We start from the raw sequence: 24,740 nt of genomic DNA, 5'->3' as shown, positions 1-24,740 counted from the left end.
CCGCGCGCTCAGGCCCCCACGTACGCCGCCAGGTGTTCGCCGGTGACGGTCGAGCGGGCCGCGACGAGGTCCGCCGGGGTGCCCTCGAAGACGACGCGACCGCCGTCGTGGCCTGCGCCCGGGCCGAGGTCGACGATCCAGTCGGCGTGGGCCATGACCGCCTGGTGGTGCTCGATGACGATCACCGACTTGCCCGCGTCGACGAGCCGGTCGAGCAGCCCCAGCAGCTGCTCCACGTCGGCGAGGTGGAGACCCGTGGTCGGCTCGTCGAGAACGTAGACCCCGCCCTTCTCGCCCATGTGCGTGGCCAGCTTCAGCCGCTGCCGCTCGCCGCCGGAGAGCGTGGTGAGCGGCTGGCCGAGGGTGAGATAGCCGAGCCCCACGTCCGCCATCCGCTCGATGATCCGGTGGGCCGCCGGTGTACGCGCCTCACCGGCGCCGAAGAACTCCTCCGCCTCGGCCACCGACATCGCGAGCACCTCGCTGATGTCCCGCCCGCCGAAGCGGTACTCCAGCACCGACGCCTCGAACCGCTTCCCCTCGCACTCCTCGCACGTGGTGGCGACGCTCTGCATGATCGCCAGGTCGGTGTAGATGACGCCGGCGCCGTTGCAGGTCGGGCAGGCCCCTTCGGAGTTGGCGCTGAACAGCGCCGGCTTCACCCCGTTGGCCTTGGCGAAGGCCTTGCGGATCGGGTCGGCCAGCCCGGTGTACGTCGCCGGGTTGCTGCGCCGGGACCCGCGGATCGCGGTCTGGTCGATCGAGACCACACCCTCGGCGCCTGCCTGGCGGGCCATCGAGCCGTGCACGAGCGAGCTCTTGCCGGAGCCGGCCACCCCGGTGATGACGGTGAGGACGCCCAGCGGGATGTCCACGTCGACGTCCTGGAGGTTGTTCGCTTTCGCCCCCCGGATCTCCAGCGCACCGGTGGGCTCGCGCACCGACTCCTTCAGGGCGGCCCGGTCCCCGAGATGACGGCCGGTGACGGTGTCGCTCGCCCGCAGCCCCTCCAGCGTCCCCTCGAAGCAGACGGTGCCGCCCGCCGTACCGGCGCCGGGGCCGAGGTCCACCACATGGTCGGCGATCGCGATCGTCTCCGGCTTGTGCTCCACGACGAGCACGGTGTTGCCCTTGTCGCGCAGCCGCAGCAGCAGGTTGTTCATCCGCTCGATGTCATGCGGGTGCAGCCCGATGGTCGGCTCGTCGAAGACGTACGTGACATCGGTGAGCGAGGAGCCGAGGTGACGGATCATCTTGGTCCGCTGCGCCTCGCCACCGGAGAGCGTGCCCGAGGCCCGGTCGAGGGAGAGATAGCCGAGGCCGATCTCCACGAACGAGTCGAGGGTGTAGTGGAGCTTCGCGAGCAGCGGCGCCACCGACGCGTCCTCGATCCCCCGGGCCCATTCCGCCAGGTCCCGGATCTCCATCGCACAGGCGTCGGCGATGTTGACCTTGCCGATCCGCGAGGAGCGGGCCGGCTCGCTGAGCCGGGTGCCGTCGCAGTCGGGGCACTCGGTGAAGGTGACCGCCCGGTCCACGAAGGCCCGGATGTGCGGCTGCATCGACTCGCGGTCCTTGGCGAGGAAGGACTTCTGCAGCTTCGGGATCAGCCCCTCGTAGGTGAGGTTGACACCGTTGATCTTCACCTTGGTCGGCTCGCGGTACAGGAAGTCGTGCCGCTCCTTCTTGGTGTACTGGCGGATCGGCTTCTCCTTGTCGAAGAAGCCCGACTCCGCGATGACCCGCACCACCCAGCCGTCCCCGGTGTACGTGGGGATGGTGAACGGGTCCTCGGAGAGCGACTTGGAGTCGTCGAACAACTGGGTGAGGTCGATGTCGGAGACCTTTCCCCGGCCCTCGCAGTGCGTGCACATACCGCCGGTGCGGCTGAAGCTGACCTTCTCCGTCTTGGTCTTGTCGGCACCGCGGTCGACCGTGAACCCGCCGCTCGCCGAGACAGAGGCGACGTTGAAGGAGAACGCGCCGGGCGGCCCGATGTGCGGCTTGCCCAGCCGGCTGAAGAGGATGCGCAGCATCGCGTTGGCGTCGGTGGCGGTACCGACGGTGGAGCGCGGGTCGGACCCCATCCGCTGCTGGTCGACGGTGATCGCGGTGGTCAGCCCGTCGAGCACGTCCACCTCGGGCCGCGCCAGGTTCGCCATGAAGCCCTGCAGGAAGGCGCTGTACGTCTCGTTGATCAGCCGCTGCGACTCCGCGGCGATCGTGTCGAACACCAGCGAGCTCTTCCCCGAGCCGGAGACTCCCGTGAACACCGTCAGCCGGCGCTTCGGAATCTCGATGCTGACGTCTTTGAGATTGTTCTCCCGCGCCCCGTGCACCCGGATCAGATCATGGCTGTCGGCGGCGTGCGGCCCGGGGGACTGCGCCTGCGTCCCCGCCCTCGTGGCCTTGGTCATCGTTCCTCCATCTGTCGTGCGGAGCCGCGCCCGCGGCTCCGCCGGCGTCGCCCGACCGGGTCCGATCCGCTGGGAAGGGTACGTGCGGTGCTGTGTGTTCCGGATGTATTTCCGCGGGGCCATGACGAAGCGGGCGCTCACCCGGCCGGGGGCCACGGCTCACCCGGCCGGTGTCAGGGGGCTAGGGCCCACGCTAGGCGCGCCCCGCCCACCCGCGCTTCTCGAATCCTGACCGACCCGCCGACGGGCGTGCACGGGCTCACCGACAAGGCGCCCGGCAGCCGACGCGCAGCCCACATCCGTCCGCGTTACGGTGTGGACAAACCGGAAGCAGGGACCCGAAAGGTGCGTGCTGCCCGTGCGATCCATCTGGAACGGCGCCATCTCCTTCGGCCTGGTCAGCATCCCGATCAAGCTGGTGAACGCGACCGAGAGCCACTCCGTCTCCTTCCGTCAGGTCCACCTGGAGGACGGCGGCCGGATCCGCTACCGCAAGGTCTGCGAGCTGGAGGACCGCGAGGTGACGCAGGGGGAGATCGGCAAGGCGTACGAGGACGCGGACGGCACGATGATCCCGATCACGGACGAGGACCTCGCGTCGCTGCCCATCCCGACGGCCAAGACCATCGAGATCGAGGGCTTCGTCCCGGCCGAGAGCGTCGACCCGCTCCAGGTGGACGCCGCGTACTACCTCGCGGCGAACGGTGTCCCCGCCGCCAAGCCGTACACCCTCCTCCGCGAGGCGCTCAAGCGCAGCGGAAAGGTCGCCATCTGCAAGTTCGCGCTGCGTGGGCGCGAGCGGCTGGGCATGCTGCGGGTCGTGGACGACGTCCTCGCCATGCACGGGCTGCTCTGGCCCGACGAGATCCGTACGACGGACGGGGTGGCCCCCGACGCGAGTGTCACCGTGCGTGACAAGGAGCTCGACCTCGCGGACGCCCTCATGGACACCCTCGGCGAGGTCGACTTCGGGTCCCTGCACGACGACTACCGCGAGGCCGTGGAGGAACTCATCGCCGCGAAGGCCTCCGGCGAGGAACCGCCCAGCGCCCCCGCCCCGGCCCCGGGCGGCAAGGTCCTCGACCTCATGGCCGCGCTGGAGAAGAGCGTCCGCGAGGCCAAGGAGTCCCGGGGCGAGGACGTCGCCGACATCACCCACCTCGCGTCCCGCCCCACCCCGAAGCAGCCCCCGGGCAAGAAGTCCACCACGACGACCCGCAAGACGGCCGCCTCGCCGAAGAAGTCCACGACCAGGTCCGCCGAGCCCGCGAAGAAGACGGCCGCGAAGAAGTCGACGGCCAAGAAGACGACGACGGCGACCAGGACGGCGGCGACGAAGTCCACCGCGGCGAAGTCCACCTCGGTCAAGGCCACGACGGCCAAGGCCACGACGGCGAAGAGCACCGCGAAGAAGACCCCGGCGAAGAAGACGACGGCCCGCAAACGCTCCGCCTGACGGGTGCCGTTCCGCCTGACCGCCCCGCACACCGTTCGAGCACGGGCACGGCTCCCCGAGCCAGACGCCCAGGTGTGTGCGCCTGGGGCGCGCCCCTGCTTTTCAGGGGCGCGGGGAACCGCGCGACGAGCCCCCACCGGACCGGCGGCCGGGACCCGCCGCCGGGAGCCGGGCGCCCGGGAGCCGGGGGCGGCCGGGGTTCGACGGGGGCGTAGCCCCTACGGCTGCCGGCGGCCCACGCTCAGAGCACCTTCGCGCGCACCAGTGCCGACAGGACGAGCGTGCCCGGGAGGAGGGGGATCCAGACGGTGAGGACCCGGTAGCCGATGACGGTGGTGGTGGCGAGGCTCGCCGGCGCCCCGAAGGCGACGAGGGCGAAGACGAGCGCCGCGTCCACGGGGCCGAGGCCGCCCGGCGCGGGCACCGCCCCGGCGGCGGTGCTGGCGACGAGGTACGCGAAGAGCATCTGCGTCCAGGACACCGGCAGCCCGAGCGAGGTGCCGACCGAGGCGACCACGGCCCCCTGGCACAGGGGGAAGGCGGCGGCCCCGCCCCACAGGGAGAGCGCGCGGACGGGACGGCTGTGCACCCGCCGTGTGTCGGTGAGGGCGGACCGCAACCCTCCGATCAGGGGGCGCCGCAACGGCCGTACGGTCGTGATCAGCGTGACCACGGCGGCGAGGCTGACGCCGGTGATCGCACCGGCCAGGGCGAGGGTCTCGCCCTCGGGGAGGAGTTCGGTCAGGCGGAGCGTGCCCGGGAACGCGATGACGAAGGCGACGATCACCAGCGTCTTGGCCACCGGCTTGACCGCCGAGTACAGGGCGAGCGAGGAGGTCGCCCGGGACAGGGGGATGCCCCGGCGCCGCAGGAAGCGCAGAACGACCGCGTGGGCGCCGATGTTGCCCGGCAGGGCGTGCCCGGCGGCACCGGCGGCGAACTGCGTCGCCAGCAACTGCCCCGGTGGCAGCCGCTCCGGCACGGCCCCCTGCCGTACGCAGGCGGAGGCCACCGAGCACAGGGCCGTGAAGAAAGCACCGGCCAGCAGCCACCAGGGGTTGGCCGAGGCCAGTCGGACGGCCCCTTCTTGGACCGTCCGCCAGTCGAAGGCCGCCCAGCCCGCGAGCAGCACGAGCGGCAGCAGCGTCAGCGCGAATCGCAGCCGCCGGGCGTTGACGGCCGACCGGGCGGGGAGCAGCGCCCGCAGCCTGGCGGGCGGGAACCCCCCGGGACCGGCGGCGCAGAAAGGCTCCGCGAGCGGCTCGGGCTCGGTGTCAGGGCCGGTGGCCGTGGGGCGGGCCGGAGCGTGGGTGAGATCCGGGGGCCGGGCCGGGCTCGGTATCAGGGGGAGGGGGTCGGTGACCGGGGACGGGGTGGGCCGCGAGGGGGGCGGCGCGTCGAGCGGGAGCGGGAACAAAGGGCACGTCGTCCTTCCGCGTCGCGTCGGTACGGCGGGGGACCGCTCCGACGGAGGCAGGGCAAGTCAAGAACGAAGGGAACCCCAGGACCGTTCCCACCCCAAATGACTCCCCGGTATGCACCGCCCGAACTCCTGCCACCGCCAGAACGACGACACCGCTTCCCAGCAGCGACTCTGCCGCCTACGCCGGTGTGGACCCCTCCGCCCCTCGTGAGACACAAGTCACTTCGCCGCCACCCCCGGCACCCGATTTCCACCAAGATCACACGTCGCCCTCACCACTTGCCCCCTGACCCGCTTCTTCCCGCGCCCCCCGCGCGTGCCCCCGTGCGCGCCCCTGCCTCACTGTTGTGATGTGCGTCACCCCAGGTCTACGGTTGTATCGCCTGGCAGGAGACCCCGGCAGTGCGTCCGGGTGGCGGTGCGCGGCGGGGCCGTCCGCAGGCGAGGGAAGTGATCCCGTTGTCCGTCTCCTGGGACGACCTCGGCGGTCTCGTCGATGCCCACGAGCGCTTTCTCGCCGGCGCGCGGGTCGACTCGGATGTCCGGCACCCGGTGCTCGACTCCTGGAAGCGGTGCCGTTCCGCCGGACTCGAACCCCACCGGCTGGTGAGCCCCTACGCCCCCGACCTCGCCCTGGAGGAACCCTTCCTGCGCGCCGCCGACCCCGTGCTCGCACGGCTCACCTCCTCCCTGGCGAACGTGAGCATGAGCATCGTGCTCTGCGACGGACAGGCCCGCATGGTCCAGCGGCACGGCGGCGACCGGCACCTCCTCACCCGCCTCGACGAGGTCAACTTCGCCCCCGGCTTCTGCGCCTCCGAGGCCGCCGCGGGCACCAACGGCGTCGGCACCGCCCTCGCCGAGCGCCGGCCCGTCCACGTCCTCGGCCGCGAACACTTCGCCGACTGCCTCTCCCCGTTCGCCTGCGCCGGCGCCCCCGTCCGCAACCCGCTCAGCGGCCGCGTCGAGGCCGTACTCGACCTGACCTGCCTGCGCGACGACGCCGACCCCACGATGCTGCGGCTGGTCCGCGATGCCGCCCACGACATCGAGGCGGGCCTCCTGGAACAGGCCACGGAACGGGAACGGGCCCTCCTCGCCGCGTACCGCCGAGCCGCCCTCACCGCCGACACAGCCGCCGACACAGCCTCCGACACCTGGCCCCGGCAGCCCGAACGACAGTCCGAGCGCCAGTCCGAGCGCCAGGCCTGGGCACAGGGCGACGACGGCCGGTACGGCGCCGACCTCGGCCGCGTCGACCTGGCCGTCCTCCGCGAGAAGGCCGAGGAACTCATCGCCTCGCCCCACCGCACCCTCGACGAGGTCACCCTCTCCGCCGGCCGCGTCGCCACCCTGCTCCGTCGCCCGATCATGGGCGAGTCCGGCGAGACCGGGGTGGTCATCGAGGCCCGCCTCCTCGGCGGCCCCCGTCTCCACCACACCCGACCGACCACCCACCCCACGCCCCGAACCACGCGGCAGCCGACGACCGTACCGCCTGCGCCCGGCACCCCATCGCGACCCGCACCACCCCCGACCGTCGTCCTCCGCACGGTCGTACCCGCGTCCCCGCCCCAGCCGAAAGGCAAGGGGCCGCTCGCCACGGACGAGCCGTCCGACTCCGCCGCCGACGCGTGGCTGCTCCTCGTCGGCGAACCCGGCGTCGGCCGGCTCGCCGTGCTCGCCCGCCGTCGCCTGGAACTGCTGCACGACGCCGGAACCCGCATCGGTACCACCCTGGACGTCACCCGCACCGCCGAGGAACTGACGGACGTGGCCGTCCCCCGCTTCGCCGACTTCGCGGCCGTGGACCTGCCGGTCCCCGTCCTCCTCGGCGAGGAACCGGAACCCCTCGGCCCCGGCATGGCACTGAGCCGCGTCGCACTGGGCGCCGTACACGAGCAGTCGCATCTGTACGAGGTGGGGGACCCGGTGCGCTATGTCCCCTCCACCCCGCAGGCGCGCAGCTGGGAGAGCGGGCGTCCGGTGCTCGAACCGGTGCTGGCGGAGGCGGGCGGCTGGCTCGCGCAGGACCCGGCCCGGCTGCGACGCGCCCTCGCCGCGGGCATCCACTCCCTGATCACCGTGCCGCTGCGGGCACGCGGCGCGACCCTCGGCGTCGTCAGCTTCTACCGAGCCGAACGCCCCGAACCGTTCGAGGACGACGACCTCGCCCTGGCCCAGGAACTGGTCGGCCGCGCGGCGATCTGCATCGACAACGCCCGCCGCTACACCCGCGAGCACAACACCGCCCTCGCCCTGCAACGCAGCCTGCTGCCGCGCGGCCGGTCCGAACAGAGCGCGGTCGAGGTCGCCTACCGCTACCTCCCCGCGCAGGCGGGCGTCGGCGGCGACTGGTTCGACGTCATCCCGCTCTCCGGCGCCCGTGTCGCACTGGTCGTCGGCGACGTGGTCGGCCACGGCCTGCACGCCGCCGCGACCATGGGACGGCTGCGCACCGCCGTGCACAACTTCTGCGCCCTCGACCTGCCCCCGGACGAACTGCTCACCCAGCTCGACGACCTGGTCGGCCGCCTCGACCGGGGCGAGGGCTGGGCGGTGGAGAACACCCACCAGGACTCCGGCATCGTCGGCGCGACCTGTCTGTACGCCGTCTACGACCCGGTGTCCCGGCGCTGCGTCCTCACCCGCGCCGGACACCCGCTGCCGGCGGTCGTCGCCCCGGACGGAACGGTGGACTACGTCGACCTGCCCCCGGGACCCCCGCTGGGCCTGGGCGGCATGCCGTTCGAGACCGCCGAACTCGAACTGGCCGAGGGCAGCCGGCTGGTCCTCTACACCGACGGCCTCGTCGAGGACCGGCACCGCGACATCGACACCGGCCTCGACAAGCTCCGTACCGTCCTGGCCCGCACCGACCGCGCCCCCGAGGCCACCTGCGAGGCGGTCCTCGCCGCCCTGCTCCCGGCCCGGCCGGCCGACGACGTGGCACTTCTCGTAGCCCGTACCCACGTCCTGGGCCCGGACCGGGTCGCCCAGTGGGACCTGCCCGCCGACCCGGCCGTCGTCTCCCTCGCCCGGCGCGCCGTCACCGGCCAACTGGCCGCCTGGGGCCTGGACGACCTGGCCGTCACCACGGAACTGGTGGCCAGCGAACTGGTCACCAACGCCATCCGCCACGCCACCGGCCCCGTCCGACTCCGCCTCCTGCGCGACCGCGCCCTGATCTGCGAGGTCCACGACGGCAGCAACACCTCACCCCACCTCCGCCGCGCCCACACCGAGGACGAGAACGGCCGCGGCCTCTACCTGGTGGCCCGCCTCACCGAACGCTGGGGCACCCGCTACACCCTCCACGGCAAAACGATCTGGACAGAACAGCCGCTGCCCCGGCCCACCACGCCGAGCCCATGATCCGCATGGCGAAATGGCCCTGCGTACATTGCGTACATACAGGTGACGGCGTGCTCGACGCGGACGCGGCCTTCCGGTGGGAGGTGTCGTGTTCGCCCTTCCACACAGAGAGTTCGGCCCGGCCGCGTCCGCGGCGGTACGGGACGGCCAGGCGGCGCAGCTCCTCCGCGAACATGGCCGGCCGCTCCGCGGAGGGCTGATCAATGCTGTAGATCGTTGTCCACTGATGGCGGGAACGACGCCGTGGTCCGCCTGCCCGGTCGAAGATTCCCGGGGGTGCTGATGCAGGGCGACTCCCTCCCCATCCTTCGTAGCGATCTGGCCGCGGTGGTGGAGAAGCGTGAACGCGGAGACGTGGCCGAAGCACGGGACTCTGTCGGCCTCCCCTTGGCGGGCGTTCGCGATCAATGCAGAAGCCACGACAAAGAGCCGGACCCAGTGAGACTGGGTCCGGCTCTTCAAGTCTGACACTTCTGCAGGTCAGCGGTTGATCACACTGGTCCAGGCGACCGATGACATCCCTGGCCGTGTGCCCTTGTTGATCCCAGCCGTTGATGTCAGATCTCGCCACAGCTCAGGGAGCGTCCAGCCGGAAGGTCTGGCGGCTGTCGTTGCTGGCACCGGGGCTGTTGATGTTGTCGTTGATGGAGATGTTGTTGAACATCGGGATGACGCCGTTGAGGTTGATCGGCAGGATCGAGCCCCCACCGCCACCGTTGCCGCCGTCGCAGTCGCCCCCGGTGATCGTTGTCGGGTCGCTGTCCGAGACCGTGGGCCCTCCCCCTTGGGTGACCGTGACGGTGTTGGTGACGGAACATGGTGCGTCGTCGGCGACGTTGACGGTGACCTCGAATGTGGTGGAGGCGCCCGCGCCGAGACCGAAGCCACCATCGCAGTGGACCGTCGTACCGCTGTTGGTGACGTCACAGATGAACGCGAGGTCGCCTTGGACGTTCGCGACCGTGAGACCGGTGGGAAGATTGTCCGTGAGGTCGAGCGGCGTGGCCGTCTCATCGCCGCTGTTGACCAGCGTGATGGTGTAGACGCCCTGCCCTCCTCGTGCGAAGTTCCCTTGATGGCTCTTGTTGACGCTCAAGATCGGTTGAGCATGGGCGGGCGTGGCCGACAGGGCAAACGGCAGCGCGACGCCCAGCCCCATCACCGTACCGAGCGCAGCCATCCGCCGCCTCAGCCAGTGTCTCGTCCTCTACGGCTTCTTCCAATCCGTGACGGTCTACTGCGGTCAGGCTCCGGGAACGAGTGAAAAAGCCGACGTGGGGAATGTGCTGACCCGGCAATGACCAATTAAGAAATAACGCTGGTAGCCCGGAAGGATGCGGTACCCGGACGGGGGCGGACTGGCCGCCGCGCAGCGCAGGCGCCGGGAGAAGGTATTCCCTGAGTCGCCTTCTACGGGTCTGCCTCGTAGCGACCGCCACACACGAGTGCTCCCTGCCCTCGGGCGGTGGGGAAGCTGGCGCCACGACTTCTTCGTTTCGACGCAACTTGGGTAGGGGCGCCGCTTTGGGCTGGTGTGCCTCTCACGTGTACTGGTGGCCCGCTGACGTTCGCGGTCGTCCACCGGTGTTCGTCGGCGCTGTCACGCAGTTACTGTAGGAACTGCAAAGCCTCAATGAGCCTTTTCAGCGCTGCCGCTCCAGGGTGAGGACAGCGGCGGAGATTGACGACATTCGATTTGGGCTGCATCGTGCCCTGCGGAAGATCCGCTACGACTTGAGCCGTGCGACGCCGTGCTCGACCGGTGCCCGTGCCGCGGACAGCGCTCGGTTGACGGTTTGCTGGGTTGGCGTGAGGTCACGGCCCGGAGGTCGTCTGAGGGGCGTTGTCACCCACGGGCCAGCTCCCATGTAGGCGCGGTCGGCGAGGACCCGGACGCCCTGGCGTTCGCAGATCCGGATGATCTGGTGGGTACGGGCCGCGGTTACCTCGTGCGCGCGGCCGGGCAATGCGGGCGAGATCCACAGCAGCCGGCCATCCGGATCGGTCACCAACTGCACGTTCACACCATGTCGGCGGTGCTTGGCAGAGTAGTCGGCCCGGCCGTCGCCCAGGCGGTCGCACTCCGCGAGAGTGCCGTCGAGCGGACGTAGTCGGGATCGGTCTCGCGCACCACCTTCAGCAGGCCCGGTGCACGGTCGGCGAGCGGGCTGATCACCGAGGTGGTGCAAGCGTGAGCGGTGCCCACCGAGATACCGAAGCCGACGGCGATCTGGGCAAGCGTGTCGTGCTTACGCAAGTACGTCACGGCGACGAGCGCACGCTGGTGCGGCGGGAGTTTGCATCGTCGGTCACCCTCGCGGGTGACGATGAGCATGGTGACCCACTCGACCAGGGCGTGGGGCAGGTGGAGTGCGGCAGAGGACGGAACCAACGCGGCTCCCGTGCCTGTGAGTTGAGACTTCGAACACCTCCCCCAACGGCATGGGAGCCTCGTGCGTTGTGCATCCCGACTGCGCCACCCGATCAGTGGCCGTGCTGAAAGGATCACTGACACCAAGTCGCCCCGAAAATCGGCAGCGTCACGCCGGCGCGGGCATGACGATCACCACGCGAGTGGTGAAGACTGGATAGATGCGACCTCACGCCCCCGGCGGACTCCTGTTCGTAGCGCTCGGTCTCATCCTTGTCGCCGCCGGCTACGTCTGGAGGGGACGTGTCCTGCGCCCCCTCTCGGCGAAACGGGCCCAGGCGGCCGTGATCCGGGACCGTTCCAGAAGCCTGCTGCATTCTGCGGACATGGCCATCGCCGAAGCACGCCGCCGGGCCGCACGCGGCGAACCGGCCATCATCACGGTCGGGGACGTGACCAGGGTGGCGTGCCAGCACTACGGGCACTTCGTGGAGCACGAAGAGGCAGCTGCCGCCCTCCGCCAGCGCTTTGATGCCGCCGACTGTTGGGTGGACTGCATGACTGACGCTTTCAACTGACTGTCTCCTCGGCGAGTGCTTATTGCCAGGGGCGTCGAAGCCGTCACCTGATCGGTGGTCACGCTGAAAAGGCTCAATGTGCTCGAGCACTATTGCGGCTTTCCCGTACCTGTGGAGCCCGTGCTCGTCTCTTAGTCGGCGTGACCGATCTGAAGGCAGTTGCCACTCAGCTCAGCGTGCGCGTGTACCAGGAGCGTCAGGTGGCGGCACTGGCGCCGCTTTCCGGGGTGCTGACGGCCGAGCAGGTCGAGCAGGTGTACAGCGTCGCTCGCCATCAACAGGCGTGGAGCCAGCCCGTCTGAGCGAGGGGCCAGTCATCCCTGCCGAAAGCGGTTCACCCGTCCCAGCGGGTCGCAACGGCATCCGCGACGCTGAAGACAGCGTCACATTCGGCGCACTGCGCTCTACCGAAAAGATAGGTCAACTTGCCCGCAACATCAGCCTGGTTGTCGGCGAGCGCGCGACTGCGCAGTCTTTGGGCAAGCCCCTTCAGCGCTGAGGAGTCTGCGGGCTGCAGAGGGATCTTCTTTGCCGCGGTCTCGTTCATGTACATGCTGTCTGTAGTCGAGAAGAAGCCGTACTCACCGAAGGCTATGAAGTTCTCGGCGCTGCACGCGGGGCAGGGTACTTCGTACTCGTCGTCGTTCAGGCCGTCGAGTTGCTCGCCCCAAACCGGGACATCTTCGAAGCCGAGGAGTGCGGCGAGCAAGTAGACGTAAGTTCCGGGGGCATCGCTGAGGCTCGGATCCCGAAGAGCTTCCTCAGTCAGTTGCAGCAGGTCGGACATCTCCGAGGCGTAGGCCACGTGGGGATCCTGCTCGCCGTACGGCTGGTCAGTACTGGCCGCGATGGCGCCGGCCAGCAAGAGTGGTTGCTGCCTGTCCGCAGGCGACCACTGGCGCGCCATGTCTCGTAGGGCCGGCAAGGCGGCATGGCTTGCCGAGTAGACGGTGCCCTGGTGGCACAAGCGGGACCAGAGCTCGGTCCAGTCTGAGTCGTTCGGGGCTTTGCTCACCCTGTCGAGCAGACCGGGAACGTCTTCTGCCGTGCCGTAGGCGTGGTTGAGCTGCGACCAGTCCGTCATGTCAGCGATCTAAGCAGTCGGGCGCCGCAGACTTCACGGCTGGGGGCGTGCTAGTCGCTCTGTCGTCGGAAGCAGTCGGCGACCTGCGGCGATGCTCCAAGATCCCGTCCACACCTCGTCCACAGAGGCCGACATGCGGCCGCTCCGGGCTGCATACGCCTGCACATACGCGAAGACCCCGTTCTCAGCGAAAGCGCTGATGGCGGGGTCTTTGGGCACCTCATACAAGGTGCCCCCGGCAGGATTCGAACCTGCGCACACGGCTCCGGAGGCCCCTTCACTGCTGATGCTTCCAGCAGGTCAGGGGCCTACGGTTGCCCTCAGCAAGGTTCCCCGTCCACAAATAGTCCACGAGCAGGAGCCGGGTTTGGCTTGGGCGTACTCTGTGCCTCAGCGCCGGGTGGGGCCATAGAGCGGCTCGCGATCTCATTGACTTGTTACTCAGGACTGCTGATGGACATGACGCTCTCCGGGATTTTGCGAAGCGCGGCGAGCGTCCGAGTGAGGGGTAGAGTCCACTCGTTGGCTGGTTGAACGCCGATTGCGTGGTCCAGGCCAGCGGCCTTGGCACGCTCGGACATCTCTTCCAGCTGCTCGGGGAGCTCCCCGACTCCGTCGGAGAGCATGAGGATGTGGCGCTCGAACTCACGCCGCAGCCGTTCGAGTGCTTGGGTATCGGACTCCTCGGTGTTGGTAGCACTGCCTGCCGGGTCGGTCCTGGCCAAGACGGGAGCGGCAGGGGCATCGGTGTCCTGCGGTTTCCGTTCGGGTGCTGGGTTGGCCGGAGGCGGTGTTCTCCGGTGTCGGCCGCTTTCGATAGGCCCGGGTACCGGACTCAGTCGTTTAGGTCTGCGACATTAAGCGCGTTGCCGTTCGTGGACTGGCACGGTGAGTGCGCATTCGTTGCATGAAACATGGCGGGGCCTGGTCAGCCCCCGTCATAGGCAACCTGCACCCGTATGGTGCCCTTGGCTGTGTGCAGAAAGGCGTCGCCCTGTCCGGCCAGAGCTTCGGCTCCAGTCTCGTCCAGAATGATGCGGCTGTCGGTCGCCGTCTTGACCCGCAGGGCGAGTTGGGCAGGGAAGTTGGAGCGGATAGTCGTCGAGATGACGTCCGCACTCGGTCGCTGCGTGGCTGCGATGACGTGGATGCCCGCAGCGCGGGCCTTCTGCGTCAGGCGCTTGAGCAGCGCTTCGATTTGCTTCTTCTCTTCGGGATCGCTGGTGAGGTCGGCGTACTCGTCCAGCACAATGACGATCCAGGGCTTTCGGTCTGCTTTGTCGACCTTGGCGTTGTACTCGACGAGCTTGCGTGTGCGGATCGCCTTCATGTCCTTGTACCGCACGGCCATCTCGTCGACGGTTTCCTCAAGAATCTCGATGGCGTCGGTGGCGTCCATACCGATCATGCCGTCAAGGTGAGGGTCGTCCTCGAAGTCGACAAGCTCGGTGCCCTTGGGATCCACGAGGCGGAGGCGCAGGGTGCTCTTGTCGTACCGGACCAGGCCCTTGAGGATCGTGTCCAGGGCGACGGATTTTCCTGATCCGGTGGTGCCGGCCACCAGCAGGTGCGGTGAGTCTGCGGAGGACAGGTCAACGGTGACGGGGTTGCCTTCGATGTCGGCACCCAGCGGGGCGATGAGGCTCTCGGGATCGGCCGGGCACCGCTGCCACAGCGCCTTGGCGTCGACCCCGTATTTCTCGTCGTCGATCTTGGGGATTTCGAACAGCACGGAGCCGCGGTCGCTGCGGGTGCGAATGCTGAACCCGGAGGGCAGTGCCAGGGCCAGGAAGATCTCGTCGCGTCGGTTGGTCAACTTATCCACGGTGACCCCAGGACTGGGGACGAACCGGAAGATGTAGAAGCCAGGTCCTTCCTGCCACTTGCCGACTTCCGGGGCGGTGACCGCGACCTTGTGGCGGGCGAAGACGTCAACGACCTTGTTGTATCGAAGCCTCAGCTCCTCCTCGGAGAGCCCACCGCGGTGAACCTTCAGAGGGACAGGACCTACCTCTGCGACAGAGGGACGCCCAACTACTGCTCCCGGAATAGACGTTGGCTCCGCCACCCGGACAACCTCGACAGGTGCCGTCAATTCTTCCGGAGTAGGCAGTTCGGCGGGAATACCTACTGAGCAGGTCTTGACGACATCGTCGGGGACCTGAACGGTCCCACTGAGGTGCCCAGAGACAACAAGGGAGTCGGCATTGGTGGGGTCCTGATTGGCGCGCAGAGCACCGATGAGGTTCAGCAGTTCCGGCTTATTCAGCCTCACCAGGGTGTGCTTGCCGAGGCTTCCGACCGCGGGTGCCGGCTGGTCGTCCTCAGCTGAGATGGCCACGGCAACGCCGGTGACTCGACCGAGCTGCACATCCTCGGAGCGTAGGGCGTCAAGGACCTTCGCCTCGACCTGACGGTGGTCGTCATTACCGATCAAGGTGCGAGCTGGAAGGTCTGCGGCCTGCAGGGCATTTCCACTGGTCTGAGCGATCGCGGCGGCAAGCTCGTCCAGCCAGAAGGGACGGTCGTGGCGAGCCTTGCCGTCCGAACGGAAGGCATCCTCACACAGGTCGGTGGTGCGGTTGAGCTGTTCCTCAGCTGAACCGACATCGAAGGTCTGGCGGAACTTGGACTCGGCGACCAGGACATCCAGGCGAACGGTGCCGTCGTCTTGGACGGTGAGCACGAACCGGCCCAGATCGGCACGGGTTTTGTGTCCGCGGCCGAACCAGCGGTGGTGCTCGTCGAAGCTGATCCAGGTGACCAGGCTCGTGCCCTGCCGAGAGACGGGAAACTGCTGGTCGATGACAAACCGCGTGGCGACCAAGCCGACGACTTCGTTGACCGTGGTGCCGATACCGAGGGAGCGCAGCACGGCGCCCGGGGCCACGTTGCGGCCGACCTCGTAAATTCGCTTAGCGGTGCCTTCGGAGTCCTGCGGGGTGACGACGCCGATCTGCTCCAGGCGGCGCTGCAGTCGCTGGACGACGAACTGCCGGCCGGTCTGCGAGCTGACAATGAGGGTGTAGGACTCGTTCTTGCCAACACTGGGCTTGACGAGGATGACGTCAGGGCGGTTGCGCAGGGCATCGATCTGCTCACGGCCGATGAAGCTGTCGAGAGTGACGACCCAGTGAGCCACGCGGTGCAGAGTGGCGAACAAGTCCTGGTGCTGATCGAACTGCACCTGCATCTCGAAGTAGTCGATGCCGTCGACACTCTCCCGGGAGACCGGGGAACGGCGGTCGTAGCGCACGCACAAGGTAGACCAGGACTCAAGAGTCTCGTCGGCGGTCTCAGGCAACAGTGCTCTCACGACGTTCTCGCTGGTCTGAGCCAGGTTGTGTGACGCTGGGTGCTTCCAGGGGTTGAAGGAGCCCGACAAGGACACCTTCTTGGTACTCTCCTTGATGCTGGTCTGGGTACCGAACAGTGCCGGAGCCAGTGCGAGGTCGATGGTGTCTTCTAGCCCTGAGAGGTCCGCTTCCTGGTCGGGCTCCCATGCCTGCAGGATCAGTTGGACATCGGGCAGGAAGCTGTCCTCGGACATCTCCGCACCGGAGAAATGCAGGTCGAAACCCTGGATGATCTCGTGGTGGGTGGCCTGGGGAGCCAGTACAACCAGATCAACCTTCAGACGAGGGTTCTTGGCCCGCATCTGCTTGGCCACGCGCATCGGTAGGACAGGGTCGCCGTTGCGGTCCAGAAGCAGCACACGTAGGCCGTCGAGTTTGTGGGGGTAGGTCGTCAGGTAGTCGGTGATGACGCGGACCATCTCGTCGATCGCGGTCTCGTCGACGCTGGAGAGCCAGTCCTTGGACTCGTTTCCGCCGTAGCGGACCGGTGCGTACTCCTCGTGCCCGGCCGATTCTCGCATCGGAATGGCGATCGTGCCGCCCGGCCCGACGAGGACTGCCGGTGTCCCATGTGGGGAGATACGGTCGATGGCGTCGAAGAAGAGGTCCTCGTTCTCCTGGTTGAGACTCAGACCTCCCTCCTTGTTCAGGGCCGTCGCGATGCTGCCGGCGACCTCCGCGTAGTTCTTTGCCAGCCAGCGCAGCTTCAGCGGGTGGCTGGCCAGCATCATCATGCGGTGATCGGCCAGCCCGATGACATCGGTCAGGACGACGGCCTCAAGGTCTGCGTTCGGAGCGTTGTCGGGAACCAGAGTGGTGCGAGCTTCGCGGAGTACGGCTTCCCACTCACGTACATAATCGTTGATCTCCTCGGCGTCGAGCCCGTCGCAGAAACGCTCGAAGTGTTCCAGTTTGAGGCGCTCCAGCTGACTGGCGAAATGTGATGTGGGAACAGGTACAGGCTCGTCGACCTGCCAATGCCGGGGATCATTGAACTGCTCAAGGAAGGCGTCGAAGGTCAGATTGCTGGCATAGCCAGGGGGGTTTCGCCAGCCGTGGATGAGGGCCGCCAGTGCGATCTGTCCCGGGATGCCCAGGGGGTCCCAGCGAAAGCGTCGCTGGGCGGCTCCGTCCATCTCGACCAGGATGCGCAGCGGGGCCCACTCGGTGTTCGGGTCAAACGGCTCGTCCTCCTCCGGCAGGGGCGGCTTGGTCAGTTTTAGGAGGCAGTCTTTGACCTCCAGGGTCAGGCGAAGACCGGTGGAGTCCTGGACATCACGCAGGGTGCGTGCGTACAGGAAAGCGAACAGCCAGCGGCTCCACCGCCCGGCTTCCTGGTTGCCTTCTAGCCCGACGACGACGGAGCCTTCCTCTTCGTCGGAGAAGTAGGTCAGCTCGCGCAGCAGGGCACGCAGCGGGTCCTGGACGAACTGAGAGTCCGGGAAGGCGAGCTTCTCGACTTTGCGGCGCGACCGCTTGGATAGCAGGTCGGCAAGCGGCTCGGCCCCACCACCGGGAGCCTCGTCAAGGAATCGCTGTGCGGCTTCCTGGTCTCCGCGGTCGAGCGCATCTTCGATCATCATCGCGTCGAACTCGTCGACCCGATCTGCGCCGGTCCTCTCGATCTCCTGCCGGACCTGCTGGCCGAGGCCGATCTTCTTGGACTTCTGCTCGAAGACTTCAAGCCAGAGGGTCAGGTCCTGCTCGCGGCGCAGCTGACGAGAATCCTGCGGGGTAGAGCCACTGCGATTGAGGTTACGTACGAGGCTGCGCATGCGCGTCTTGGCAGTCTCGGAGTCCGTACCGATGTGGTCCAGAGACTCCTCGCTGAACTCGGTCGTGGTGATGCGGTCTATCAGCTCGTCCTCGGTGATCTCTTTGCCTGTGGGGTGCTTGAAGGTACTGACCGAGACGTTCTTTTTGATCCGGGCGGGCAGCGCGGCAGGCTTGATGAAGAGCCCTCGGTCCGGGAAGAGGTCAAGAGCGGGCAGGGCTGCAGAGATTTCGGGGTAGACCACGTCAGGGGTGTGGACCTGAGTTGCTGCGACCTTCTGCGCGGTCTCGACCAGGAAGGCCGCCCAGCGGTGCAAGGACCGGGGCTCCTCATCGGTGACGGCACGCCAGATCTCTGGCAGAAAGTCGCCCATCAGGGCCGGAACGGTGCCGGTGCCATCCGCCTCCCGCCATGCTTCTGCCATGAACCTGTCGAACCCGCGCTCGCCGGAGGCGTCATGGTGGTCGCCCAGGATCGTGGCATCGTCAAGGGCGTTCATGGCCGCCAGCCCCTGTGCGTCCGGAGACTGCCCCCACTCGAAGAGCAACACCGCCTTTCCCTGTCCCGAATTTCGCCACTTGGTCAGCTGGTCCTGCGGTTCCAGCAGGTAGTCAGCAGGTACGCCTTCAATGGGCTCTGAGGTTCCGACCTTGACGACAACCTGACGGTCCGGCGACTCCAACAGCCTCTGGGCCGTGCGACGGAGAGCCTCGGCCACGGTCGGCCGGTCGAACCCGCTGACTCGCAGGACGGCACGGGCTCCGCTGATCTCAGTGACCTTGCGGAGTGCTTCGTCGGCGACGAACCGACCGAGCGCTCGGATGCTGCTGTCGGTCACCGGGGCTCCCCTCGAACCATGCTGGTTGCATCTGAATATTGAGTGAGCAGACCGATAGCGGCCAGCTTCTCCCGGAACGCCTTGCCATTGTGATCAAGGATGGATGGGTCGACCTCGTGGGCCAATGGGCTCGCAGCTGCGACCTTGTTCTCCACGACGACCCCGTACTTTTCGTACAGCAGAGCGCAGAACTGGTCGAACTCCATCTCCGTGCCCTGCGGGACGGTGGCGGATACCAGCCCCTCAAGCATCGGGGGCTTCATGGTGAAGTGCCGGCGTCCGACCGTCGCGTTCAGGGCTCCCACTGCGGCGAGGGTCTCGGTGAAGAACGCCCGGGGCGAGGTGACCGCGTTGCCGGCTTCCTTGGTGAATCTTTCGTAGCGGTGCTTCCTGACCTCGTCGCCTTCGGATCCGATTTCGTCGATCATTTCCCGAGCCTGGACGTTGATCGCGTTGACGATGTCATTGCGGAAGCCGGTGAGGTTCTTCTGCGACTCCCTGCGTAGCGGGGTCGCCTCGTTGCCGAAGTCCAACAGGATGGACTCTCGATCGGTAGTGCCGAGCTTCGTGCGTGCGAGGTGCAGCTGGTGGCGTGCCAAGCAGTAGGGGACCCAGTGCATGAGGCTCTCGGTTCGCTTGGCCCTGGGAACCGTCGCAATCCGATTGACGATGTTGTGGGTCCCTTCCCTCAGCAGATCAGGCCATGGGCTGAGATCCTCGTGCAGCTTGATTCCTGCGTCTGAGCCTTCCACGGGCGCTTCGTCGTAGTCGAAGTCGTGCGCGCTGAGGGCCTTGGCAAGGTTGCCCAGCGGGGTGCCGCTGTCCTGCACAAGGTCGCGCAGGCCCTGTCGAGTTGCTTCCTTGCGGTCAGGATCAGGGTCGGTGCGCAGGACTTTGTAGGCCCAGCTCCCACCATCGCGGAAGAGGTAGCGCTCGATACTCGGAGCATTGATGCCTGCAGCGACCTTGCTGGCCTGCTTGCGCTTCTTGGCGCTCTTCTTGGGGGAGGCATCGATTTGCTTGATTCGTCGTTCGACTGCGTCGTAGTGGATGAGCTCACCGACGAACGGATAGATGTGCGCACTGAACCAACTGGGCTGGCTACGACGTCCGGGGATCTCGACCAACAGGGACGAGAACAGGGCGTGGAGCGTTTCCATCGTCTCAAGAGAATCCAGCTCGACGGCCTTGCCGAGTTCCTCGTCGCCCTCGACGATGCGGGCCTTGGTCGCGATCCGCCGGGCCAGGTCGTGAGAGGTCCTCTTGTAAGCCGTGTCGGCTCCGTTGTCCAGGAGCCCTGCGAACATCTCCGGGTCTTCCTGATGTGCCAGGTAGACGCCACGGGCGATCGCGAGCATCTCAAGCGGGACGTAGAAACCGCGGCCCTGGTGTTCCAGATTCACCCCGAAGAGGCGAAGGACAACCTCGGCCTTGGAACGATCAGCCATCACGCACGCACCGACCTGATCTTGTCGCCGACGTCGATCATGAGCTTCCTCATGACGTTGCCCACCAGTACCTGGATCTCGTCCTCCTTGTTCGACGAGTCAGCCAGCTCTGCCAGGGATCCACTCAGGCCGCGGATCTCTGCTTCGTGCTGGACCTCGCTACGCAGGCCCGCGGCCCACCGCGTCAGCAACTCGAAGCGCAGAAGGTCCGCCTCCACCGAGACTGCGTCCTGGTCAGGTGCGACGGCCGGGATACGAATGTAGATGGCTCGGTTGAGCCACTCGACGGCGTTCTGCATCTCGGGGTCTGCGCCCGCGCCGGCTTCCCTTTGCCACTGGGTGACCTGGTCGACGACCTCGACGCCCTTGCTGGGCACTCGCCGGGAGACTACGGCCGCGCGGGCACGGTGGGTGAAGAAGGCGGGGTCGAGTATGAAGAAGTCAGGGTTGCTCCCCGCCCGGTGGATGCCCTGGACGGCTTCCAGGCCCTTGAGGAAGCGGTCTCGCACTCTGGTGTCTGCCAGGTCCCGGTTCTTGTCCTGGACACGGACGAAGTCGTCGCCGGCCTGCAGGCCCATGCGGGCGAACCGATCCGTGTCGTCGTCGCTGTTGAAGAAGTCAGCTCGTCGCAGGAACGTGTACAAGCCCCGCAACTGTTCGGCCTGCTTCTGGACGTCCCGATTTGTGCGGACCTTCTGCAGGTAGCTACTGGCGTCTGCGGGAGGAAAGTCGCCAGCCGTGTCTGGGTCCAGTCGGTCGTCGACCTGGCGACGGGAGATCTTGCCCGGGTCCAGTTTTCGTAGCGCGAAGAAGGCAGGAACCAGGTGGCGCTGTTGCTGGGTCAGCCGGTCACCGAAGAGCGCCTGGTGGTACAAGTGGGGAGCCTGCCACAACCTGTTGGAGTGCGACCGCTGGTACTTGGCATGGACGTTCTCGCAGGACAGGCCGCCGGTGAGCATGTAGCTTGTCACCGACAGCGCCTGACGGGTCGTGACTACGGCCCCAGTGCGCTCGGCCGCGGCGAACACGTCCCGGATCCCGTCCCGGCGCTGAGGTCCGCGGGTGGGATCGCTTAGCTCGTTGCGGTTGGCCAGGATTGGGCAGACCTTCCGTGCATCACAGGTCTCGCAGGGCTTCCAGCGCCCCCATTGGGTCGTCGTCCACTGCTTCAGGACCCAAGGGATGAGCCCGCCGTCGGGCCTGTCGGCAGCTACAGACTGGTAGTTGAGGTTGATAACAGTGACTCTGCCGTCGGGGTCGCTGACCTGCCCCCGGACTATGCCTTCCGTGAGGGTCTTCACCAGAATCTTGGCGCGCCCGGTGCCGCCCTTGCCCAGGTTGTCATCTTCGGCGACGCACTTGCGCAGTTGGCCCTCGTTTGCGCAGATGATCGCGATGCCCTCGTCCAAAGGGTCAAGAAGTTCCACGAGCTTGTGAGCGCCCGCCCGCGGGCTGAGCTCGCTGAGATCGCTGAGGATGTACAGCGGGCGTCCGCTACGGGTCCGGCCTATAGAGCGGCGGGCGTCTCCGGCCCCGGACAGCTCGAGGAAAACTGCCTTCCGGACATCTGGTGTGATCGGCTCGGCATCGACTCGCAGCTCGGCCAGAAGGCTGGCACACAGGCTCGTCTTGCCATGCCCGGCGTCCCCGGTGAGGACGATGGTCTTCGTTGTTGGCCGTTCAATGGCGTCCAGCAGGTATTTCAGCGTCACGACAGGGAACAGCGACTGCGTCCAGTCTGCCTGCAGCTCGTAGATCATCTCAGAGGTGTCGGCGTCGAACGGCTGGTAACGACGTATCCGTTGGACGTGTTTGTTGACCTCTAGCGGCATGCTGCTGTCCTTCGTCGACCGGGCCTGGGGCGCTGCAAGATTTTAGCTGCCAGTGCTCCTGACGGTAGATCAAATGACCTGTCTCGGCGCCTAGGTGCGACTGGCTCGCCAGCGCGTGACTGTGCCTCGGACCTTGGGTATCCGTGATGACCGCGCTTGGTGCCGCGGTGCTCGACGTTGACTGCGATCGCGTTGAGGAAGCGCGGGATGTCGCCCGGTCGACGCCGTGGCAGCAGCGCCGCAGCTGATCGCAGTTGATGAGCTGGCCTGAGGTGCCCGTAATGCTGGAAGGTGAGGCGTAGAACCGTCGTGATCGGGACTTCAGGCGTAGGTTTCGGTCTACCGCACGGGCTCACCCTTGATCGAGTACGATGACCGCTCGTTCCGCTGGCACTACAAGCAAGCACAGAGTCCGCCGGCACTACAAGCAAGCACAGAGGGGGTCACACGTGGGTGAGCGGCACCCCTTGCGGGCCAAGCGGCGGCCGAAGTTTGAGGAAGGTGTCGGCTCCCTGCGAGTCGTGGACCTCTTCGCCGGCTGCGGTGGCCTCACCCTCGGTATTGCCCAGGCAGCCCGCAAGCATGACGTCTCGCTCGATGTTCGTCTCGCGGTTGACTTTGAGGCAGCTCCCACGAAGGTGTTCAAAGCCAACTTTCCCAAGGCCAACGTCCAACAGGGATCCGTCGAATCCTACTTCGACGGTGACCTTGGCGCCCCGTTGACCGCTCAGGAGTCCGAGACTCTCTCGACGGTGGGTGAGGTGGAGCTCCTAATCGGCGGGCCGCCGTGTCAGGGGCACAGTAACCTCAACAACCACACTCGCCGCGACGATCCCAAGAACCGGCTGTATCTGCGTATGGCTCGCGCCGCAGAGGTTCTGCGCCCCAGTGTAGTCGTCATTGAGAACGTACTAGCCGTTGTCAATGACAAGCAGCAGGTGGTCTCCCGCGCCATCGTTCACCTCAAGAAGCTCGGATACGATGTCGCCACGAGTCGTATCGACCTACTCAAGCTCGGGGTCGCCCAGACACGCAAGCGCCACATACTGCTGGCCGTCCACAAAGATGCGCTGTCTTTTGGCTTTTCGGCTGCTGACCTGCTGCAGATCGAAGACCACAATGCTGCACCCCAGGACCTGCGTTGGGCCATCGGCGATCTGCTCAACATTCGACCGAAGTCATTCTTCGATGAAGCTGCCGTACCCAACTCGGATAACCAGCGGCGTATGAAATATCTCTTTGAGAACGACGAGCATAATCTGCCGAACGAAGAGCGACCCGATTGTCACCAGGGCGAGCACAATTACACCTCAATGTATGGCCGCTTGTGGTGGGACCGTCCGTCTCAGACCATTACCAGCGGTTTCGCGACGATGGGGCGCGGACGGTTTGTCCATCCTGGTGTCCCTCGATGTCTGACCGCACACGAGGCTGCGCGCATCCAGGGCTTTCCGGACTATTTCAAATTCGTCGACGAGAGGGTCAAGCCTCGCTACGAGCTGACTCGCACCGAGATTCAGGTCATCATCGGCAACGCCGTACCTCCGCCCCTGACCGAGGCGCTGACCTCCAAACTCTTCGACGCTGAAGTTCTGCAGACGAAGGGCGAGGCTCCCCAACTGCTTGAGGACGACTTTGCTGACGCAGTTGTCGACCTCGCCTGCTGAAGCTCCTGAGGTCCTGCCCCCAGAGATCAGAGGTACCAACTCCTCGACGAGCTGAGACACGACGCGTTGGGCGCCCTCGTTTTGCAGTGCTTCGGCCAGTGCCTGATGACCGCTGCGCACGGCTGCCCCGCATGTGAGGCGCGGGTCCGGCTGACCGCCCGTTCGATCTTCGCGAGGTGGGCTGCCATGATCGGCATTGTCTTGTCGTACTCGCCGCTGGGGTCCGCCACCATGGGCCAAGCCGATCAGCGCACACCGATCGAGTCAAGGCCGGCTCTCCGAGCCTCAGCTTGGGAAGCTCGGGGCTTTGACGGGCGACTCGCGGGCTGACCAGCGGCGGAGCTGCTGGCGGTGCTGGGCCGGTCGAGGAGTGCTCCCCGCCATTCCCCGTGGTTCCCCGCACGACCTGGCACGAGTCTGGCACGGAGCTCGATCTTTGGCTTTACAGGACCAAGCTCAGCACAGTCGCAGCACATAGCAGGCTTACGCCGGCCAGGATGAAGTTGACTCCAAGACGGAGCCGACGGAACTTGATCTCAACTGTGCGAGAAAGGAACGAAACCCGCTCGGCTCGCAGGTCCGCGCGCATGTGGTCGCGCAGCGCGTCGGGATCCAGGGTCGCCCAACGGGACCACCCCTCAGCGGTCACAGAGTCGATGTGGACTGGCCGGACAGTGAGGAGCAGAACCACGATGGCAATCACGAGGCACGCAGCGCCGGCCGAACTGACGGCGAACACAGCGGCTCCCTGATGCCTGGAGCTCTGTGCCACCACGAAACCGAGGCCCACGCCGGTCATCGCCAGCACGATGCTCGCTTTGGCGTCAGCCCGTGTGAGTTCGCTGGTGAGCGTCCTGAGCGCCTCATCCAGGTTGGCGGACGAATGGTCCGCGCCTCTGTTGGATCCCTGTGCCATTAGGCCTCCGTCCCTTGGCACTGAGACGTTGACGAGGGGCTGCTGGTTCGTCCGCGCCGATCAAGGCCGGTGTGCCTTGGTTCGCAGACCGCTTCGTCCCGAAGCAACTGCGGTGAGTGCCTGACCTTCAGCCGATGTATCCCTCACCTGCTGCGATGGTCCGCGGACGTCCGCGGTTGTCCGCCGCTGTTCGTTGGCGTTGTCA

At 66.9% G+C, this 24,740-nt stretch carries 15 protein-coding genes, 1 tRNA gene and 1 pseudogene; 6 read left to right on the top strand and 11 right to left on the bottom strand.

Translation table 11 applies throughout. The features are described from left to right. Positions 1-8: 8 nt before the first annotated feature. Positions 9-2,417 carry an ATP-binding cassette domain-containing protein gene (locus ACWCRJ_RS17390; protein ID WP_450940067.1) on the bottom strand — a complete coding sequence of 803 codons (2,409 nt, stop codon included), beginning with the start codon at positions 2,415-2,417 and terminating at the stop codon, positions 9-11. 358 nt (positions 2,418-2,775) lie between these two features. On the opposite strand from ACWCRJ_RS17390, the gene ku reads away from it, so the two are divergent. Then, on the top strand, positions 2,776-3,873 hold the full coding sequence (gene ku / locus ACWCRJ_RS17385) for a non-homologous end joining protein Ku (RefSeq protein WP_450940066.1): 1,098 nt from the start codon (positions 2,776-2,778) through the stop codon (positions 3,871-3,873). A gap of 241 nt (positions 3,874-4,114) precedes the next feature. On the opposite strand, the gene ACWCRJ_RS17380 is transcribed toward ku, so the two are convergent. Continuing rightward, positions 4,115-5,290 carry a lysylphosphatidylglycerol synthase transmembrane domain-containing protein gene (locus tag ACWCRJ_RS17380; RefSeq protein WP_450940065.1) on the bottom strand — a complete coding sequence of 392 codons (1,176 nt, stop codon included), beginning with the start codon at positions 5,288-5,290 and terminating at the stop codon, positions 4,115-4,117. A gap of 408 nt (positions 5,291-5,698) precedes the next feature. Here ACWCRJ_RS17380 and ACWCRJ_RS17375 point away from each other — a divergent pair, with 408 nt between their 5' ends. Both ACWCRJ_RS17375 and ACWCRJ_RS17370 read left to right on the top strand, forming a co-directional pair. Next, a complete protein-coding gene (locus ACWCRJ_RS17375; protein ID WP_450940064.1) occupies positions 5,699-8,671 on the top strand; it encodes a SpoIIE family protein phosphatase in 2,973 nt (990 codons plus the stop codon). A 42-nt stretch (positions 8,672-8,713) separates the two neighbouring features. After that, positions 8,714-9,139 (top strand): DUF6959 family protein, encoded by a 426-nt coding sequence (locus ACWCRJ_RS17370; RefSeq protein ID WP_450940063.1) that lies wholly within the window; start codon positions 8,714-8,716, stop codon positions 9,137-9,139. A 106-nt stretch (positions 9,140-9,245) separates the two neighbouring features. Here ACWCRJ_RS17370 and ACWCRJ_RS17365 read toward each other — a convergent pair whose 3' ends face one another. Both ACWCRJ_RS17365 and ACWCRJ_RS17360 read right to left on the bottom strand, forming a co-directional pair. After that, positions 9,246-9,851, bottom strand: coding sequence for a hypothetical protein (locus tag ACWCRJ_RS17365; RefSeq protein ID WP_450940062.1), 606 nt, complete (start codon positions 9,849-9,851; stop codon positions 9,246-9,248). 463 nt (positions 9,852-10,314) lie between these two features. Next, positions 10,315-11,063, bottom strand: a pseudogene (locus tag ACWCRJ_RS17360) (transposase family protein). Positions 11,064-11,428: 365 nt separating this feature from the next. Between ACWCRJ_RS17360 and ACWCRJ_RS17355 the strand changes: the two are divergent. Both ACWCRJ_RS17355 and ACWCRJ_RS17350 read left to right on the top strand, forming a co-directional pair. Further along, complete coding sequence (locus tag ACWCRJ_RS17355) at positions 11,429-11,620, top strand: hypothetical protein (protein WP_450940061.1); 192 nt, start codon at positions 11,429-11,431, stop codon at positions 11,618-11,620. A 140-nt stretch (positions 11,621-11,760) separates the two neighbouring features. Then, positions 11,761-11,922, top strand: coding sequence for a hypothetical protein (locus ACWCRJ_RS17350; RefSeq protein ID WP_450940060.1), 162 nt, complete (start codon positions 11,761-11,763; stop codon positions 11,920-11,922). A gap of 32 nt (positions 11,923-11,954) precedes the next feature. Here the strand turns inward: ACWCRJ_RS17350 and ACWCRJ_RS17345 are convergent, their stop codons facing one another. From ACWCRJ_RS17345 to ACWCRJ_RS17320, 6 genes are all read right to left on the bottom strand, one after another. Further along, on the bottom strand, positions 11,955-12,704 hold the full coding sequence (locus tag ACWCRJ_RS17345) for a hypothetical protein (RefSeq protein ID WP_450940059.1): 750 nt from the start codon (positions 12,702-12,704) through the stop codon (positions 11,955-11,957). A 230-nt stretch (positions 12,705-12,934) separates the two neighbouring features. Continuing rightward, positions 12,935-13,012, bottom strand: a tRNA-Arg gene (locus ACWCRJ_RS17340). A gap of 129 nt (positions 13,013-13,141) precedes the next feature. Further along, on the bottom strand, positions 13,142-13,429 hold the full coding sequence (locus ACWCRJ_RS17335; RefSeq protein WP_450940058.1) for a hypothetical protein: 288 nt from the start codon (positions 13,427-13,429) through the stop codon (positions 13,142-13,144). Positions 13,430-13,632: 203 nt separating this feature from the next. Beyond that, positions 13,633-18,672: an FtsK/SpoIIIE domain-containing protein gene (locus ACWCRJ_RS17330; RefSeq protein ID WP_450940057.1), complete on the bottom strand. Its 5,040-nt coding sequence runs from the start codon at positions 18,670-18,672 to the stop codon at positions 13,633-13,635. Then, the gene (locus ACWCRJ_RS17325) at positions 18,669-20,120 is read right to left on the bottom strand and encodes a hypothetical protein (RefSeq protein WP_450940056.1); all 1,452 of its coding nucleotides are present in this window, start codon (positions 20,118-20,120) and stop codon (positions 18,669-18,671) included. The genes ACWCRJ_RS17330 and ACWCRJ_RS17325 overlap by 4 nt, the downstream gene beginning before the upstream one ends. Then, entirely contained in the window at positions 20,120-21,952 is a 1,833-nt protein-coding gene (locus ACWCRJ_RS17320; RefSeq protein ID WP_450940055.1) for a hypothetical protein, read from the bottom strand. The genes ACWCRJ_RS17325 and ACWCRJ_RS17320 overlap by 1 nt, the downstream gene beginning before the upstream one ends. A 521-nt stretch (positions 21,953-22,473) precedes the next feature. Here ACWCRJ_RS17320 and ACWCRJ_RS17315 point away from each other — a divergent pair. Then, a complete protein-coding gene (locus tag ACWCRJ_RS17315; protein WP_450940054.1) occupies positions 22,474-23,619 on the top strand; it encodes a DNA cytosine methyltransferase in 1,146 nt (381 codons plus the stop codon). 442 nt (positions 23,620-24,061) lie between these two features. On the opposite strand, the gene ACWCRJ_RS17310 is transcribed toward ACWCRJ_RS17315, so the two are convergent. Then, positions 24,062-24,535: a Pycsar system effector family protein gene (locus ACWCRJ_RS17310; RefSeq protein WP_450940053.1), complete on the bottom strand. Its 474-nt coding sequence runs from the start codon at positions 24,533-24,535 to the stop codon at positions 24,062-24,064. Positions 24,536-24,740: the final 205 nt, after the last annotated feature.

The organism is Streptomyces sp. NPDC002324, assembly GCF_053593335.1.
Note: the sequence above shows the minus strand (reverse complement) of the source record. Positions and strands in the feature narration are given on the sequence as shown.